Raw genomic sequence first — 15,027 nt, 5'->3', positions numbered from 1 at the left:
CAGCAATAAGGCTAAGGCTTTTTAAAACCTATGGAAATCAGCTACGTCTAGTCGGATATTCTCAACAAATTGTTTTCTAATGAAATAACTGTGAATAAATTTTTTTGTAAACTTTTCAGTCATTTGAAATTTACATAATTCTGATTTACAATTAGTTATGATTTTTTATTGTAAACTTGTTGATTATACTCATTTTTTAGAATTGAAATTTTCGCTTACTTCAAGTATTCATAATGACATTCCGAATTTTTAAATCCTTAAGAAAATGAGCACACAGATTGACACCAAGGCCAAACCCAAAACATACACGCAAGAGGAAGCCTTCGAAGCTTCATCAGCCTATTTCAAAGGAGATGAGCTAGCCGCTCGGGTGTGGATCAACAAGTACGCGCTGAAGGATTCCGATGGCAACCTGTATGAGTCCACACCTAATGACATGCATACTAGGATTGCGAAAGAACTGGCTAGAATAGAATCCCGATACAGCAATCCGCTATCTGAAACCGAAATTTTTGACCTGATCAAGGACTTCAAATACATCGTGCCTCAGGGCAGTCCGATGGCTGGAATTGGAAATCCCTACCAGATCGCATCCCTTTCCAATTGCTTTGTGATAGGAAATAATGGTGAGTCTGATTCCTATGGCGGAATCATGAAGATCGATCAGGAGCAAGTGCAGCTCATGAAGCGTCGTGGTGGAGTGGGTCATGATTTATCTCATATTCGTCCAAAAAGCTCTCCGGTTAAAAACTCCGCGTTGACCTCTACAGGCATCGTTCCTTTCATGGAGCGCTATTCAAACTCAACTAGAGAAGTAGCTCAGGATGGTCGCCGAGGTGCGCTGATGCTTTCAGTTTCTATCAATCACCCAGATTCTGAGGACTTCATAGATGCTAAGCTGGAGCAAGGAAAAGTAACTGGGGCAAACGTATCCGTTAGAATCGATGACGAATTTATGAAAGCAGTCAAATCTAATTCCGAATACGTTCAGAAATATCCAATCTTCAGCGAAACTCCGAAATTTTCTAAGACTATAGAAGCCACGAGAATTTGGAAGAAAATCGTGCATAATGCATGGAAATCAGCTGAGCCAGGAATTCTCTTTTGGGATACCATTATCAATGAGTCGGTTCCAGATTGCTATGCCGACTTAGGCTACAAGACTGTTTCGACCAACCCATGTGGAGAGATTCCGCTCTGTCCTTACGATTCGTGCCGCTTATTGGCGATCAACCTTTTCTCTTACGTAGAGGATCCATTCACTCCGGAGGCGAAGTTTAATTTTGAGCTGTTCAAAAAGCATATCCACGCAGCTCAGCGCATGATGGATGATATCATCGATCTAGAACTCGAGAAAATAGATGCAATCCTAGCCAAAATCGATGCTGATCCAGAACAAGATGAGGTGAAAGCCACAGAAAGAAACCTATGGCTAAATATTCAGAAAAAGGCAGAAGAAGGTAGAAGAACGGGAATAGGCATTACCGCAGAAGGCGATATGCTTGCTGCATTGGGAATCAGATACGGAAGCGAAGAAGGAAATAACTTCTCTGTGGAAGTGCACAAAACTTTAGGTATTGAAGCCTACAGAGCATCTGTTTATACAGCCAAAGACAGAGGTCCATTTGCCATTTTTGATGCAGAGCGTGAAAAAAATAATCCTTTTATCCTGCGATTGAAAGAGGCTGATGAGAAGCTTTACTACGAAATGTTAGAATATGGTAGAAGAAATATTGCGCTATTGACCATCGCTCCTACTGGAACTACCAGCCTAATGACGCAGACTTCCTCAGGGATTGAACCGGTATTTATGCCAGTTTACAAGAGAAGAAGAAAGGTCAATCCAAATGACAAGAATGTTCGTGTTGATTTCGTAGATGAAGTGGGTGATTCGTGGGAAGAATATGTGGTATTCCACCATAGGTTCAAGCAGTGGATGGAAGTCAACGGGATAGATACTACTAAAAACTACCCACAATCAGAATTGGATGAGATCATCAAGAAGTCTCCTTACTATCTGGCTACTTCCAACGATGTGGATTGGATGAGCAAGGTGAGCATGCAAGGTGCTGTGCAGAAATGGGTCGATCACTCCATCTCTGTAACCATCAATCTACCAAACGATGCTACTGAGGAGCTAGTGGGGCAATTATATATGGAAGCCTGGGAAGCTGGATGTAAGGGAGTGACAGTATATAGAGATGGCTCGAGATCTGGAGTATTAATCTCAAACGAGGAGAAAAAAGAAGAAGAAAGTGAAGTATTAGAAGGTTCACTCACTCCTTTTCCTACCAAAAGACCACAAGTATTGGAAGCTGATGTAGTTCGCTTTCAAAACAATAAAGAAAAGTGGATCGCATTTATCGGGCTAATCGACGGAAGACCTTATGAGGTATTCACTGGTTTGGCAGATGACGAAGATGGCATCTTAATTCCTAGATGGGTGAATAATGGATTGATCATTAAAAATAGAAATGAAGACGGTAACTCCCGCTATGACTTCCAGTACAAGAATGCCAGAGGCTATAAGACGACTATAGAAGGCTTGTCACATAAGTTTGATCCTGAGTATTGGAACTACGCCAAACTGATCTCCAGTACACTTCGCTACGGTATGCCGATAGACAAGATCGTGGATCTTATCAATAGTTTACAGTTGGATAACGAGTCTATCAATACCTGGAAAAACGGTGTAGTACGAGCAGTGAAGCGCTACGTGGAAGATGGCACGAAAGCTAAAGGACAAGCTTGTGAGCAATGCAAATCAGTCAATCTAATCTATCAGGAAGGATGCTTGACCTGTAAGGATTGCGGTTCTTCCAAGTGTGGATAAGCATTCGGAAATTCATTTTAATAAAAAAAGGAAGCCTGCGGGTTTCCTTTTTTTTGCCTTAGGAATATGGTAAAGAAATGAAAAGTGTGAATATTTCTCATGGTTTCAACCGTTCACAAAAAAAAACGCCGTTCAACTATTTTTTAGTCAAATTCTTGTTTCTAATAGCTTCGTGTTAAAAACAATTTCCTAGTTTCCTAACGTCATGACAGTAAATCAATTAAATACTTTACACAAAAACGAATATGAAAAAAATGATGATTTTAACCCTTGCCATACTAGGTATGGTTATGGGTAGTTTTACGGTGGTGCAGCCGGTGAAGGCTCAAGGAGGTCCATGCGGCCCTAAAATTTATGATGATTTTGGATGTTTCTTTAGAGAGTGTGGCGAATGCACCTATTTCGAGTGCCAGCCTAATGAAGAGCATGAGGAAGAAGAAGGAACATCATACATAATTTGTTAAATTTTAATTATTAGTTAAATGCAGCGCTGCTTTTTAATAATTTTAGTTTCTTTTTTTTCCTGTGGGCAAAAAGAAAATATAGAATCAGAATTTGAATTACTCGAATTAATAATTGTTGACTCAATACGAGTAAATGACGATAACAACTATTTAACAGGAGTATCTCAAGTAAAACTAATCGGAGATACTCTTATTGCTATATCAAGCCATAAAATCCCTTCCTTAGGCATAGTGAATATTCAAACAGGTGAATTGTTATTTAAACTTTCTGAAAAGGACTTGATGGATATTAGTTTTCTTCCAGCGGGATTTTCAACACTTGATTATCCTATAATAAAAATCCTCGATAAAAGAAGTAATTCAATATTGATTTTTGATATTGAACTAAGCTCGTATCTAGGTAAAATTACTTTAGATATTCCAGAGGGTAAAATGATTAGACATATTCAATCTATATTTCATGAATCTAAAAATGGTTTTATAATTGAACTCTACCCAGAATTCCTAGACAATAACGACCTAACTTTTTATAAAGAATCTGGAAAGGTGCTAGGTTTTTTCAATAGGAATGGAGTCCTTATTTCTTCATTTCAAGACTATCCAAAAGAACTTCAAGATTTAAAAAGTCATATCGCTCCATATCGAAGCTTATCTCAAAACTATCAAAATGATAATTTATGGGTTTCTTTTTCGACCTCAAACAAAATATCATTGATTGATATAAAAAATCAAAAAGATTCAATTGACATTGAAATACCTCTAAGTAGTCGATTTTTCGACTTTGCTCCTCAATTATTGAATAAAAAAATTAACGTTGAATTTGATAATTACTTAGATTACCCTACAACTCATTACTTTGATCTCATACATGATGGTAAAGAAAAATTATATATATCAACATGGATGAGAAACAATGACAACTTAAAGACATTTAAAGTAAGTTCTCATTTATTAGTTTTTGACAAAACATCAAACAAATGGAAAGAAACCTCAAATCCGTTGAGCACTGAACTCATAGGGAAATTTGTCGGGGTTGTCAATGATACTTTATATTTTTACGAAGGAAGTGGGAGATTAAAAGATGAAAAATACATCAAAAGAGCAGTATTAAAAGCTTTAGAAGAGTAACGATACATGTAGAGGAAAACAAAAAAAGGTCTCCCATTCATATAGGAGACCTTTTCTAACTATTCGGATGAATTGCTTAAGCGACCACTTTCTCGGCTAGCAATACGATCACATTGTGTTACTCCGCCTTCCACGATCATGGATTGCTTTCCGTCAGGAGTGGTAAAGGAAACAGTTTTGTTGTCAATTGGTTGAACTTGCTAAATCAACTGCTTGATGATTTTATCAAAAGATAAACCTTTTAAAAATGAAAAGAGTCAATATTTCTAACTCTTTTTACCGCCCACAAAAAAAAATAGCTGTTCAACTATTTTCTAGTTAAGTTCTTGTATCTCATAGATTCATATTCAGAAGAATTTCCTAGTTTCATAACGTCATGACAGTAAATCAATTAAAAACTTTACACATAAATGAAAATGAAAAAAATGATGATTTTAACCCTCGCCGTACTAGGTATGGCTTTGGGTAGTTTTGGAGTGGTTCAGCCGGTGAAGGCTAATATACCTGTAGATGATTGCGATCATTTTACAGACGAACAAGGATGTAGCTATGCAGATTGCGGAGAGTGCCTTGCATGGCAATGCCCAGGAGGGTCAACAATAATTGACTGCGGGATTTAATAGAGATAAATGAGACAGCGCTGTATTTATTTCTTGGCGTTCTTTTCAGCATTTGCATGCCAAATTAAAGCTGAAAAGAATGCCATTCCTCAATTGCTTGATTTGGTTGTTGTTGACTCAATTTTAGTTCAAGAGCAGGAATTCTTTATTAATAGTCAATATTTAGTTAATCTTGTAGGAGATAGCCTACTTGCCATAACATCCATTAGATCTCCTTCTGTTAGTTTCATCCGCTCAAATGGTGAAGAAGTAGGACAAATAGCAAGTAAGGATTATCCAATGGCTCCATTTATTCCTTCTTCCTTTGATGCTTCGGAATATCCAATTCTTTACATTTTAGACAAAAGAAGTGAATCTATTCTAACCTTTAATGTAGAAAAAAAGCAATTCCTAAATAAACTGAAGCTAAACCTACCTGACAATAAGCGTCCAAAGATTGCTGGAGCAAAATTCAAAAAAATCCTTTCAGGTTTTATTGTAGAATTAGAATCATCGATTTATGAAAACTATCATCCTGATTATTACAGAAACTCTGGAGATTTAATTTATCTGTTCGATGAAAAAGGAAAAGTCAAAACATCATTTCTTGAATATCCAGAAGAGTTAAAAAAAGTTGAAGGTTCATTAAAACCTACTGACTACTTAGAATTCAATTCAAATGATAAATCAATTTTATTCACTTTTCCTCATGGAAAAACGATTCAGCGATTTGATAATGATAATCTCGGAAAACTAATTGAGGAAATTCCTCTACCAAAAAGTAACTACTTTGATTATAAACCCTTAGGAGCTGAGCAAATTATCTCTTTTCAGGAGCTTTTTAATTCTGGTGAAGGAATGGATGAAGTAGTCCCTTTTAACCATTATTTCAATACAGTCATTGATAATGAAAAGGAGATCATCATCTCTACTTGGATGAATAACAGAGAAGCAGCACCAAATAATGCATTTTACACCAACTTGTTCATATACAAAAAAGATGAAGAAAGGTGGTATGAAACAAAAAATCCTAGAAACACTTTAGACTTAGGCATGCTCGCGGGAGTAGCTAAGGACACGCTCTATTTTTACGAGGGAAGTCTAATGAAGCAGGATAAGAAATACATCAAACGCGCAGTCCTTAGGCCTATTGAAGATTAATATAGCTAGTTGCCCATAACTTTTCCATAGTTTACTACCTAGAGCTAAACCAAAAAAGGTCTCCCATTCACACAGGAGACCTTTTTTATATAGTTGGATGAAATGCTTAAGCGACTACTTTCTCGGCTAGCAATACGATCACATTGTGTTACTCCGCCTTCCACGATCATGGATTGCTTTCCGTCAGGAGTGGTAAAGGAAACAGTTTTGTTGTCAAATGGTTGAACTTGCTAAATCAACTGCTTGATGTTTTTATCAAAGGATAAACCTTATAAAAATGAAAAGCGTCAATATTTCTAACTCTTCTTACCGCCCACAAAAAAAATAGCCGTTCAACTATTTTCTAGTTAAGTTCTTGTATCTCATAGATTCATATTCAGAAGAATTTCCTAGTTTCATAACGTCATGACAGTAAATCAATTAAATAACTTTACACAAAAACGAATATGAAAAAATGATGATTTTAACCCTTGCCGTACTAGGTATGGTTTTGGGAAGCTTTGCGGTAGTGCAGCCGGTGATGGCAGGTGAGAATGATCCATGTACTCATTTTGTAGATGAGTTTGGATGTGATGTAGCAGACTGTGGCGATTGTATCGCTTGGGCATGTGATAATGAAGAGCAATGTGCAGATGGAGACTGTCACACTATGACTGTTTGTATCTAATTAATTTATCAAAATGAAGCAGTATTGTTTATATGGAGCATTCTTTTTCGCTATTTGGTCTTGTCAATCATCAGCGAAAAAGGATGCTCTTCCTACTTTAATTGAGCTTGTGATTGTGGATTCCACTTTAGTCAAAGAAAAGCTCTTTTTCATGAATGTAACCGCTAAAGTAGAATTAATCGGGGATAGTTTGTTGGCCGTCTCCTCCAATAGAACTCCCGCTGTAGGAATTATTCGTAAAAATGGCGAACAGGTAGGAAACATTGCTTCAGGGGATTTTCCTATCGGATCTTTCATGCCTTCGTCCTATGATGTCTCAGAGTATCCCATTGTCTATATCATAGACAAAAGAAGCCAGTCAGTACTTGTATTCAATGTAGCGACTCAGGAATTTTTGAAAAAAATAAGACTAAAGCTTCCAGAAGACAAAATCATCAGAACAATTGGAGCAGAGTTTAAAAAAACAGAAAGTGGCTTTCTGGTAGAATTATACGACCTAAAACACGATGCCTATCTGCCTGATTTCTATCGAAATTCAGGTAATCTCCTTTATTTCTTTGATAGTAATGGAGAAATTCAAAAATCAATAATGGAATATCCAGCGGAATATAAAGTCATGGAAGGGTCATTGAGCGCGATTAACTATTTGAAAATGGGCGACTATGACCAAAATATTTTACTTTCCTTTCCACACAGCAAAAAACTGTACCGATATTCCACTGAAGGTGAAGAGCTTGAGCATGTTGATCTACCTCCAAGCAGGGTATTTAATTACCAATTGAGGTCTGCCGATAGAATCATTGATTTCAATAGCGTTATGGCTGGAGAGAAGCAAAGCACGAAGACTCCTGACAATCATTATTTCAACTCTATTTATGAGGATGAGAAGGCTATTTATATTGAAACTTGGATGAAAATTGGAGAAGGAGGGATCCAAAAGACACGATTTACTCACCTATTGCTGTTTAATAAGGAGGAAAAAAAATGGTATGAAACCCAAAACCCGAAGGGCATACTTGACATCGGAATGCTTGCCGGAGTGGTCAATGATACCTTATATTTTTATGAAGGCAGCATGATGAAGTACGATGATAAATACATCAAACGTGCTGTCTTAAAGCCTATTGAAGAGTAAGGTAGAATCCCACACCTTTTCCAAAGTTCCAAATTTTGGAAAAGCTCATCTCACAACTACACCAAAAAAAGGTCTCCCATTTACACAGGAGACCTTTTCTAACTATTCAGATGAATTGCTTAAGCGACTACTTTCTCAGCTAGCAATACAATTACATTGTCTTTCACTTCCACTACTCCGCCATCCACGATCATGGATTGCTTGCCTTCAGGCGTAGTAAAGGAAACTGTTCCCTTTGCCAAAGCCGATACGATCGGAGCGTGATTATTCAGCACCTGAAATGATCCGTTGGCGCCAGGAAAACTGGCCTCGGATACTTCACCCTGAAATACTTTTTTGTCCGGTGTGACGATTTCTAAATGCATGGAATTTTTATCGTTTGGAGACTTCCCTTTAAAAGATAAAACCCTCCGGTAAATTATAGAAATGTTATTAGTTATTGGTCGTTAGTTTTTCAAAACCAGCAACCAACAACTAACAACCAATTTATCTTACTTCAGCCAACATTTTCTCTCCCTTAGCGATGGCATCTTCGATGCTACCCACTAAGTTGAAAGCTCCCTCAGGAAGGTGATCCAACTCACCGTCCATAATCATGTTGAAACCTTTGATGGTGTCTTTAATATCTACCAATACACCTTTCAAGCCTGTAAACTGCTCAGCTACGTGGAATGGCTGAGAAAGGAAACGCTGCACACGTCTAGCTCTGTGTACCACTTGCTTATCTTCTTCAGAAAGCTCTTCCATACCCAAGATCGCAATGATATCCTGCAATTCTTTGTAACGCTGAAGAATCTCTTTCACACGCTGTGCACATCCGTAATGCTCATCTCCCAAAATGTCTGGAGAGAGGATACGAGAGGTAGAATCCAGCGGATCCACCGCAGGATAAATCCCTAGCTCGGCGATCTTTCTGGAAAGTACTGTAGTAGCGTCCAAGTGAGCAAAAGTTGTCGCTGGAGCCGGATCCGTCAAGTCATCCGCAGGTACATAAACCGCCTGAACGGACGTAATCGAGCCGTTTTTAGTAGAAGTAATACGCTCTTGCATAGTACCCATCTCTGTAGCCAACGTTGGCTGGTAACCTACCGCAGATGGCATACGTCCAAGAAGTGCGGACACTTCAGAACCTGCCTGTGTGAATCGGAAGATGTTGTCAATAAAGAATAGAATATCTTTACCTGCACCATCGCCTTCACCGTCTCTATAATATTCTGCCAAAGTCAAACCTGTCAAGGCAACTCGTGCACGCGCCCCAGGAGGCTCGTTCATCTGACCGAAAACAAAAGTTGCTTTTGAGTCTTCTAGCTTTTTCAAATCAACTTTAGAAAGATCCCATCCACCTTCCTCTTCAAGGCTGTGGACGAAGTCATCACCGTAAGTTACGATGCCTGACTCGATCATTTCACGAAGCAAGTCATTCCCTTCTCTTGTCCTTTCACCTACACCTGCAAATACAGATAGACCAGCGTATGCTTTCGCAATGTTGTTGATCAATTCCTGGATCAATACAGTTTTACCAACACCAGCACCACCGAACAATCCGATCTTACCACCTTTTGCATAAGGCTCGATCAGGTCAATTACTTTGATACCTGTGAAAAGTACTTCTGTAGCTGTAGAAAGATCCTCAAAACGAGGAGCAGATCTGTGAATAGGCAGTCTCTTTCCTTCTGGAAGAGCAGGAAGACCATCTATAGGCTCCCCAACTACGTTGAAAAGACGACCTTTGATGCCTTCACCTGTAGGAACAGAAATAGGCTGGCCTAAGTCTCTTACTTCCATGCCACGAACCATCCCTTCAGAGGAGTCCATTGCAATAGTTCTCACTCGATCTTCGCCCAAGTGCTGTTGAACTTCCATTACGACCACTTGGCCATTTTCTTTGGTAACTTCTACCGCGTCAAGGATGTTAGGCAGCTTGCCGCCTCCGAAGGACACGTCCACTACGGGCCCGATCACTTGAGTTATCTTTCCAATATTTGCCATCTGATAATTGAAATGTAAAAAGGATATGCTTTTTGAATTCGACCGCAAAATTAACCAATAATGCCTAACCCCAAAGGATATTTGGGAAATAATCTATCGCAGATCAATTAATTATCTGAAGACAGGCTACAAAAAGCCACCAAACTGATAATCAATCCAGTACCCGCCTGGCAAACAAAAATGCTTTTGACCAATAATTATTACTCAGATAATCTTCTGAAACTCCTAGTGAAGTAGAGGAATGAATGAACCGAACATCTCCTCTGGAGATCTCCGTGACGATCCCTGAATGAGTGACTACCTTTTTCCTCTTGCCAGTAGCAAAAAACAACACATCCCCTGGTTTGATTTCACTCACGCGAATACTCTTTCCCATTTTGCTTTGATCAGCAGAGATTCGCGGCATCGTAATTCCCACGGAGTAGAAAGAATGATAGACCAAAGCCGAGCAATCCATGCCTGCCCGGGTAGTTCCTCCATAGCGATAAGGCGTTCCTGTATAGCTCCTAGCTGTCTGAATGACAGTATTGAAAGGCTCATTTGCCATTTTCTTTTTGGATGCACAAGAAGAGGCCAGCATCAAACCTAAAACTAGAAAAAAAGCTGAAGAGCGGAATTGTTTGGGCAGCATAGTGGTTTTTGTTGCTTCAAGTATAAGCCGAAGTCCATCAGAAATCAACCTTTATCTGGCAAAAACTAAGATTCAATTCCTTACCTTAACAGGAGTCCTAATTAGAATATGAGCAAAGAAGAATTCGCGGGTTTACCTTTTCATAAAAAAATCACCACCCTCTACACCGAGGGCACCTTCGTTGTAGGCATTCGGTATTACAAGCACAAGGTAAACCTCTACCTTCTCGATAGCGAATACGTGGAAGTTTTCTACAATCATAAACAGGACAAAATCGATAAAATTGACTTTTTGCCTAGAGATCATACAAGGATGAAGTTCTACTTGGATCAGATAAAGTTGGATTAGAAATAGCTATTTCCCGAAGGAAGGCAGAGAAAAAAATACAGATGTTTGTAAAATAATTTCTTAACTAATCCTCTATCTCTCCCTGATAAAAATCTTCTCGGTACCTTAATCTAGCCAATCCCTTTAGCGATCCTATCTGAGGAGAGATGCTGCTTTCTGATGCAGTAAGCAAGAGATCCAGCTCTAGCACTACCTCAATTTTTCGCACATCCTGCCCCTGCGTATTTTGAACCAATCCGGTTTCTACTTTTAACACTCTTACACTGCCTGATTCCTTGGGATTGCTCGTGTTTTGAAGGTAAGCGAAGTATTCGTTTTGTTGAGTTAATGATATTCTGAAATTTTCAATTCCATTGTAATCGGCATCAGCTAATGCTTTTTGTTCCTCATCTTTGAGTTTTTCCAATAGCAATGCATAAGAATAATTCTCAGTGAAATAGTTCTTCAACGCTGATCCATCATTTTCCTGCAGTGCTTCTGCCGGAATCTCTTTGGTAAAAAGTACTCCCGGTGTCTCCAAATCCAAAGACCAGCCCGTGTCAATATTTCTGATTGAAAGGAAGTGTCGTCCTGTATAAACTCGATTTATACCTGAAGTAGTCAATCCATTGGAAGACCTGATATCAACATTTCCAAAATCACTGCCATCCGGCAAAACCCCTTCAAAACCTACGGAATCTGGCAATAACCTTGATTGTGGGTCTTCCATAGAGTCACAACTAAATATCATGAAACCGATAAAAATATACACGGGGAAATAATTTGTAATAGTTCTCATGGGGATAGAATTTATGTCTGAATAACTCTAGTACGCAAGAAGGCAATAGTATGCTACAGCTAGAGATACAAAATAAATTTTGTAAAAATCAATGCAATACCTACAAATATGTTATTCACAGCGATAAAAACCAATTATTTCTTTAATCAGCAAAGCTGGTCGAGATAAGTTTTAAATTTCTTTTCGCCCTTCCAAAAAAATCGAGTAATTCGTAGCGTCAATTCCAACTCCCTATGAAGAGAAAAATCGCCCTTGTGACCGGTGGATACACCGGAGAATCTGTGATCTCGCTAAAAAGTGCCGCAATGGTAGAAAAAACCATCGATCGTCAGCTTTACGAGGTATATAAAATCTTGATCTATCCGCAGGACTGGCACTATTTGAGTGATTCGGGAGAAAAAATACCTGTAGATCTCAATGATTTCAGCATTAAGATAGGAGATGAGAAAATCTCCTTTGACGGTGTATTCAATATCCTTCATGGTTCACCAGGCGAAGATGGAAAACTTGCGGGCTACTTTGATATGATCGGCCTTCCATACACCACCTGCGATCAGCTGAGCTCCGCCATCACCATGAACAAAGGCTATACCAAGGCCATAGTGGACGATATCGAAGAACTTCACATTGCTAAGTCCCTCCAACTTTTTGAAAACTCTGCTAAAAATCTCAAACGCATAGAAGAAGAACTAACTCTGCCGCTTTTCATCAAGCCAAATAATGGCGGGAGCTCCATAGGAATGTCCAAGGTGAAGACTTGGGAGGAGCTTCCGGAAGCGCTGGAAAAAGCTTTTGCAGAAGACAAACAAGTATTGGTGGAAGAGTTCGTGTCCGGTCGGGAATTCTCTATCGGCAGTTTTAAGGGAAAAGGAGAAATCACCGTCCTACCAGCCACTGAGATCGTAAGCAGCAAGGAGTTTTTTGACTTTGAATCCAAATATATTCCTGGAGTAACCGAAGAAATCACGCCTGGTCGCCAAAGCGCCGAGGAAGTAGCTCGAGTTGAGCGAATTATTCCTAAGATCTATGAAAAACTAAATTGTAAAGGAGCCGTGAGGGTAGATTACTTTCTCCAACATGAAACCGGGAAGTTTTACTTCATCGAGATCAACACCGTGCCTGGACAAACAGAGACGAGCTTGATTTCTCAGCAAGTAAAAGCGACAGGAATGGAGATCAAAGAGTTTTACACTCAGCTGATCGAGGAGATGTTTTGAAGACCGAAACTAGAAGATCGAAGTAAAAAACAAAAGCTCTCGATTTACATCGAGAGCTTTTGTTTTTATAGTCCAAATGCAAATTTAATCTTATCCACGTAGTCTAATTTTTCCCATGTGAAAAGCTCCACGTCCAGAACTATTTTATCTCTATATGGAGAAATGAAAGTTTTAGTCACTACTTCATTGGTTCTCCCCATGTGCCCATAAGCTGCCGTTTCTTCATAGATAGGATTACGTAGCTTCAGGCGTTGCTCAATTGCATAAGGACGCATATCAAATAATTGCTCTATCTTCTTCGCAATTGCTCCATCGTGCATATCAACCTTAGCTGTTCCGTAAGTATTGATATAAATACCCATCGGTTCAGCTACTCCTATCGCATAGGAAACCTGTACCAAAACTTCATCTGCAAGTCCCGCAGCCACCATATTTTTCGCGATATGACGCGTAGCATAAGCTGCTGAACGGTCAACCTTAGATGGATCTTTTCCAGAGAAAGCTCCTCCACCATGTGCACCTTTTCCACCGTAGGTATCTACGATGATTTTTCTACCGGTCAAACCAGTGTCACCATGCGGCCCACCGATCACAAACTTCCCGGTTGGGTTGATATGGTAATTAATATCATCAGTGAACAACTTCTGAAGCGCTGGCTTCAACTGTGCTTTCACTCTTGGGATCAAAATAGAGATGATATCAGTCTTGATTTTGGCAAGCATTTTAGCCTCCTCATCAAAATCATCGTGCTGAGTAGAGACTACAATTGCCTCAATTCGCTGCGGAACATTATCGTCAGAGTATTCTATGGTTACCTGAGCTTTGGAATCTGGTCTTAGGTAAGTGATGTCCTTATTCTCTCTTCTCAAAGCTGCGAGTTCCCGAAGGATCATGTGAGATAAATCCAATGCCAATGGCATGTAGTTTTCAGTTTCGCTAGTTGCATAGCCAAACATCATTCCCTGATCACCTGCTCCTTGCTCCTCTGGATTTGCTCGATCCACTCCTTGGTTGATATCCGCAGATTGCTCGTGAATCGCCGAAAGCACACCACAGGAATTACCCTCAAACATGTACTCACTCTTAGTGTAACCGATTCTGTTAATCACGTCACGGGCGATTTTCTGCACGTCAAGGTAAATGTCAGAATTCACCTCTCCAGCAAGGAACACCTGCCCAGTCGTAACAAGCGTCTCACATGCTACTTTGGAATTTGGGTCGAAGGCTAAAAAGTTGTCAATTAACGCGTCAGAGATTTGATCTGCGATTTTATCTGGGTGCCCCTCAGATACAGACTCTGAGGTAAATAAATATGCCATAAATAAATAGTGATAATGCGTATTTTAAGAAAGCCCAAAAATACGGGAACTGGAGGAAATAAAAAACCGAGCCTCTAAGTGATTAATGAATATTATGATCTTTGGCTTAATGCTTCTTCATAAACCCCTCGGTAATTTCATTCATTGCTTTCACTTTGTATTCGAAATCCCCTTTGAGAGTTTCACGGTAAGCATTGAGATTATTAAGCAACTCATCCAATTCCTCCGGAAGTACATCTTCCAATAATTGGCGAATTCGCTTAGCTGCTGTTGGGGATTTACCATTGGTGCTGATGGCGATCTTTAAGTTGCCTTTGGTCACGATGCCACCCAGATAAAAGTCACATAACTCCGGCGTATCGGCGATATTGACTAGGAGAAACCTCTCTTTGGCCTCTTCACGGATCTGCCGATTGACAGATTTATCATCCGTCGCACCGATCACGAGATGCTTTCCTCCCAGGTATTTTTCGTGGTAGCGATCTTCGATCAGGGTGACCGTATCCGTCTTTCCTGCCATGGCTATAAACTCAGGACGAAACATCGGCGAAATCACCGTCACTTGTGCCTCAGGACTCGATTTAAGCAAAAATTCCAATTTCTCAGTCGCCACATATCCTCCACCCACAAGCAGGATATTGAGTTCGTGCACTTTCAAGAAAATAGGATAGAGGTGGTTCATGTGATTTAGGATAACTTTTGAGGTGTCATTTCGAGAGAGGGAAGATTGAGAAATCTCCTCGAAGGTTTAAAACCTT

At 39.5% G+C, this 15,027-nt stretch carries 15 protein-coding genes; 9 read left to right on the top strand and 6 right to left on the bottom strand.

The genetic code is table 11. From position 1 onward, the window contains the following. Positions 1-265 precede the first annotated feature (265 nt). The 7 genes from ABJH64_RS08740 to ABJH64_RS08710 all read left to right on the top strand — a co-directional run bounded on the left by ABJH64_RS08740 (position 266) and on the right by ABJH64_RS08710 (position 7,987). Positions 266-2,833 (top strand): adenosylcobalamin-dependent ribonucleoside-diphosphate reductase, encoded by a 2,568-nt coding sequence (locus ABJH64_RS08740; protein ID WP_348274521.1) that lies wholly within the window; start codon positions 266-268, stop codon positions 2,831-2,833. A gap of 245 nt (positions 2,834-3,078) precedes the next feature. Then, positions 3,079-3,297 carry a hypothetical protein gene (locus ABJH64_RS08735; protein WP_348274520.1) on the top strand — a complete coding sequence of 73 codons (219 nt, stop codon included), beginning with the start codon at positions 3,079-3,081 and terminating at the stop codon, positions 3,295-3,297. Between the two features lie 18 nt (positions 3,298-3,315). Further along, positions 3,316-4,425, top strand: a complete 1,110-nt coding sequence (locus tag ABJH64_RS08730; protein ID WP_348274519.1) for a hypothetical protein — start codon at positions 3,316-3,318, stop codon at positions 4,423-4,425. Between the two features lie 425 nt (positions 4,426-4,850). Next, complete coding sequence (locus ABJH64_RS08725) at positions 4,851-5,045, top strand: hypothetical protein (RefSeq protein WP_348274518.1); 195 nt, start codon at positions 4,851-4,853, stop codon at positions 5,043-5,045. Between the two features lie 9 nt (positions 5,046-5,054). Further along, positions 5,055-6,185: a hypothetical protein gene (locus ABJH64_RS08720; RefSeq protein WP_348274517.1), complete on the top strand. Its 1,131-nt coding sequence runs from the start codon at positions 5,055-5,057 to the stop codon at positions 6,183-6,185. Between the two features lie 454 nt (positions 6,186-6,639). Beyond that, positions 6,640-6,852, top strand: coding sequence for a hypothetical protein (locus ABJH64_RS08715; protein ID WP_348274516.1), 213 nt, complete (start codon positions 6,640-6,642; stop codon positions 6,850-6,852). Positions 6,853-6,865: 13 nt separating this feature from the next. After that, on the top strand, positions 6,866-7,987 hold the full coding sequence (locus ABJH64_RS08710; RefSeq protein ID WP_348274515.1) for a hypothetical protein: 1,122 nt from the start codon (positions 6,866-6,868) through the stop codon (positions 7,985-7,987). 119 nt (positions 7,988-8,106) lie between these two features. On the opposite strand, the gene atpC is transcribed toward ABJH64_RS08710, so the two are convergent. From atpC to ABJH64_RS08695, 3 genes are all read right to left on the bottom strand, one after another. After that, positions 8,107-8,352 (bottom strand): ATP synthase F1 subunit epsilon, encoded by a 246-nt coding sequence (gene atpC / locus ABJH64_RS08705; RefSeq protein WP_057936785.1) that lies wholly within the window; start codon positions 8,350-8,352, stop codon positions 8,107-8,109. Between the two features lie 121 nt (positions 8,353-8,473). Further along, positions 8,474-9,976, bottom strand: a complete 1,503-nt coding sequence (gene atpD / locus ABJH64_RS08700; RefSeq protein ID WP_348274514.1) for a F0F1 ATP synthase subunit beta — start codon at positions 9,974-9,976, stop codon at positions 8,474-8,476. Between the two features lie 151 nt (positions 9,977-10,127). Then, the gene (locus ABJH64_RS08695) at positions 10,128-10,607 is read right to left on the bottom strand and encodes a C40 family peptidase (RefSeq protein ID WP_348274513.1); all 480 of its coding nucleotides are present in this window, start codon (positions 10,605-10,607) and stop codon (positions 10,128-10,130) included. Between the two features lie 108 nt (positions 10,608-10,715). Between ABJH64_RS08695 and ABJH64_RS08690 the strand changes: the two genes are divergently transcribed. Continuing rightward, positions 10,716-10,955 carry a hypothetical protein gene (locus ABJH64_RS08690; protein ID WP_348274512.1) on the top strand — a complete coding sequence of 80 codons (240 nt, stop codon included), beginning with the start codon at positions 10,716-10,718 and terminating at the stop codon, positions 10,953-10,955. A 64-nt stretch (positions 10,956-11,019) separates the two neighbouring features. Here ABJH64_RS08690 and ABJH64_RS08685 read toward each other — a convergent pair whose 3' ends face one another. Then, positions 11,020-11,733, bottom strand: coding sequence for a hypothetical protein (locus tag ABJH64_RS08685; RefSeq protein WP_348274511.1), 714 nt, complete (start codon positions 11,731-11,733; stop codon positions 11,020-11,022). A 233-nt stretch (positions 11,734-11,966) separates the two neighbouring features. On the opposite strand from ABJH64_RS08685, the gene ABJH64_RS08680 reads away from it, so the two are divergent. Continuing rightward, entirely contained in the window at positions 11,967-12,950 is a 984-nt protein-coding gene (locus tag ABJH64_RS08680; protein WP_348274510.1) for a D-alanine--D-alanine ligase, read from the top strand. 65 nt (positions 12,951-13,015) lie between these two features. On the opposite strand, the gene metK is transcribed toward ABJH64_RS08680, so the two are convergent. Beyond that, positions 13,016-14,269, bottom strand: a complete 1,254-nt coding sequence (metK, locus tag ABJH64_RS08675) for a methionine adenosyltransferase (RefSeq protein ID WP_348274509.1) — start codon at positions 14,267-14,269, stop codon at positions 13,016-13,018. A 106-nt stretch (positions 14,270-14,375) separates the two neighbouring features. Then, entirely contained in the window at positions 14,376-14,951 is a 576-nt protein-coding gene (locus ABJH64_RS08670) for a bifunctional precorrin-2 dehydrogenase/sirohydrochlorin ferrochelatase (RefSeq protein ID WP_348274508.1), read from the bottom strand. Positions 14,952-15,027: the final 76 nt, after the last annotated feature.

It is taken from the genome of Algoriphagus sp. (assembly GCF_039969895.1).
Classification (GTDB): Bacteria; Bacteroidota; Bacteroidia; order Cytophagales; family Cyclobacteriaceae; genus Algoriphagus.
This window is presented reverse-complemented; position numbering and strand designations above follow the sequence as displayed.

What these genes read in the sequence shown, in the direction of transcription:
- atpC (WP_057936785.1), bottom strand. Translation starts at nt 8,352, where the DNA reads ATGCATTTAGAAATCGTCACACCGGACAAAAAAGTATTTCAGGGTGAA.
- ABJH64_RS08720 (WP_348274517.1), top strand. Translation starts at nt 5,055, where the DNA reads ATGAGACAGCGCTGTATTTATTTCTTGGCGTTCTTTTCAGCATTTGCA.
- ABJH64_RS08740 (WP_348274521.1), top strand. Translation starts at nt 266, where the DNA reads ATGAGCACACAGATTGACACCAAGGCCAAACCCAAAACATACACGCAA.
- ABJH64_RS08695 (WP_348274513.1), bottom strand. Translation starts at nt 10,607, where the DNA reads ATGCTGCCCAAACAATTCCGCTCTTCAGCTTTTTTTCTAGTTTTAGGT.
- ABJH64_RS08680 (WP_348274510.1), top strand. Translation starts at nt 11,967, where the DNA reads ATGAAGAGAAAAATCGCCCTTGTGACCGGTGGATACACCGGAGAATCT.
- ABJH64_RS08730 (WP_348274519.1), top strand. Translation starts at nt 3,316, where the DNA reads ATGCAGCGCTGCTTTTTAATAATTTTAGTTTCTTTTTTTTCCTGTGGG.
- atpD (WP_348274514.1), bottom strand. Translation starts at nt 9,976, where the DNA reads ATGGCAAATATTGGAAAGATAACTCAAGTGATCGGGCCCGTAGTGGAC.
- ABJH64_RS08670 (WP_348274508.1), bottom strand. Translation starts at nt 14,951, where the DNA reads ATGAACCACCTCTATCCTATTTTCTTGAAAGTGCACGAACTCAATATC.
- ABJH64_RS08735 (WP_348274520.1), top strand. Translation starts at nt 3,079, where the DNA reads ATGAAAAAAATGATGATTTTAACCCTTGCCATACTAGGTATGGTTATG.
- ABJH64_RS08685 (WP_348274511.1), bottom strand. Translation starts at nt 11,733, where the DNA reads ATGAGAACTATTACAAATTATTTCCCCGTGTATATTTTTATCGGTTTC.
- ABJH64_RS08690 (WP_348274512.1), top strand. Translation starts at nt 10,716, where the DNA reads ATGAGCAAAGAAGAATTCGCGGGTTTACCTTTTCATAAAAAAATCACC.
- ABJH64_RS08710 (WP_348274515.1), top strand. Translation starts at nt 6,866, where the DNA reads ATGAAGCAGTATTGTTTATATGGAGCATTCTTTTTCGCTATTTGGTCT.
- ABJH64_RS08715 (WP_348274516.1), top strand. Translation starts at nt 6,640, where the DNA reads ATGATGATTTTAACCCTTGCCGTACTAGGTATGGTTTTGGGAAGCTTT.
- ABJH64_RS08725 (WP_348274518.1), top strand. Translation starts at nt 4,851, where the DNA reads ATGATGATTTTAACCCTCGCCGTACTAGGTATGGCTTTGGGTAGTTTT.
- metK (WP_348274509.1), bottom strand. Translation starts at nt 14,269, where the DNA reads ATGGCATATTTATTTACCTCAGAGTCTGTATCTGAGGGGCACCCAGAT.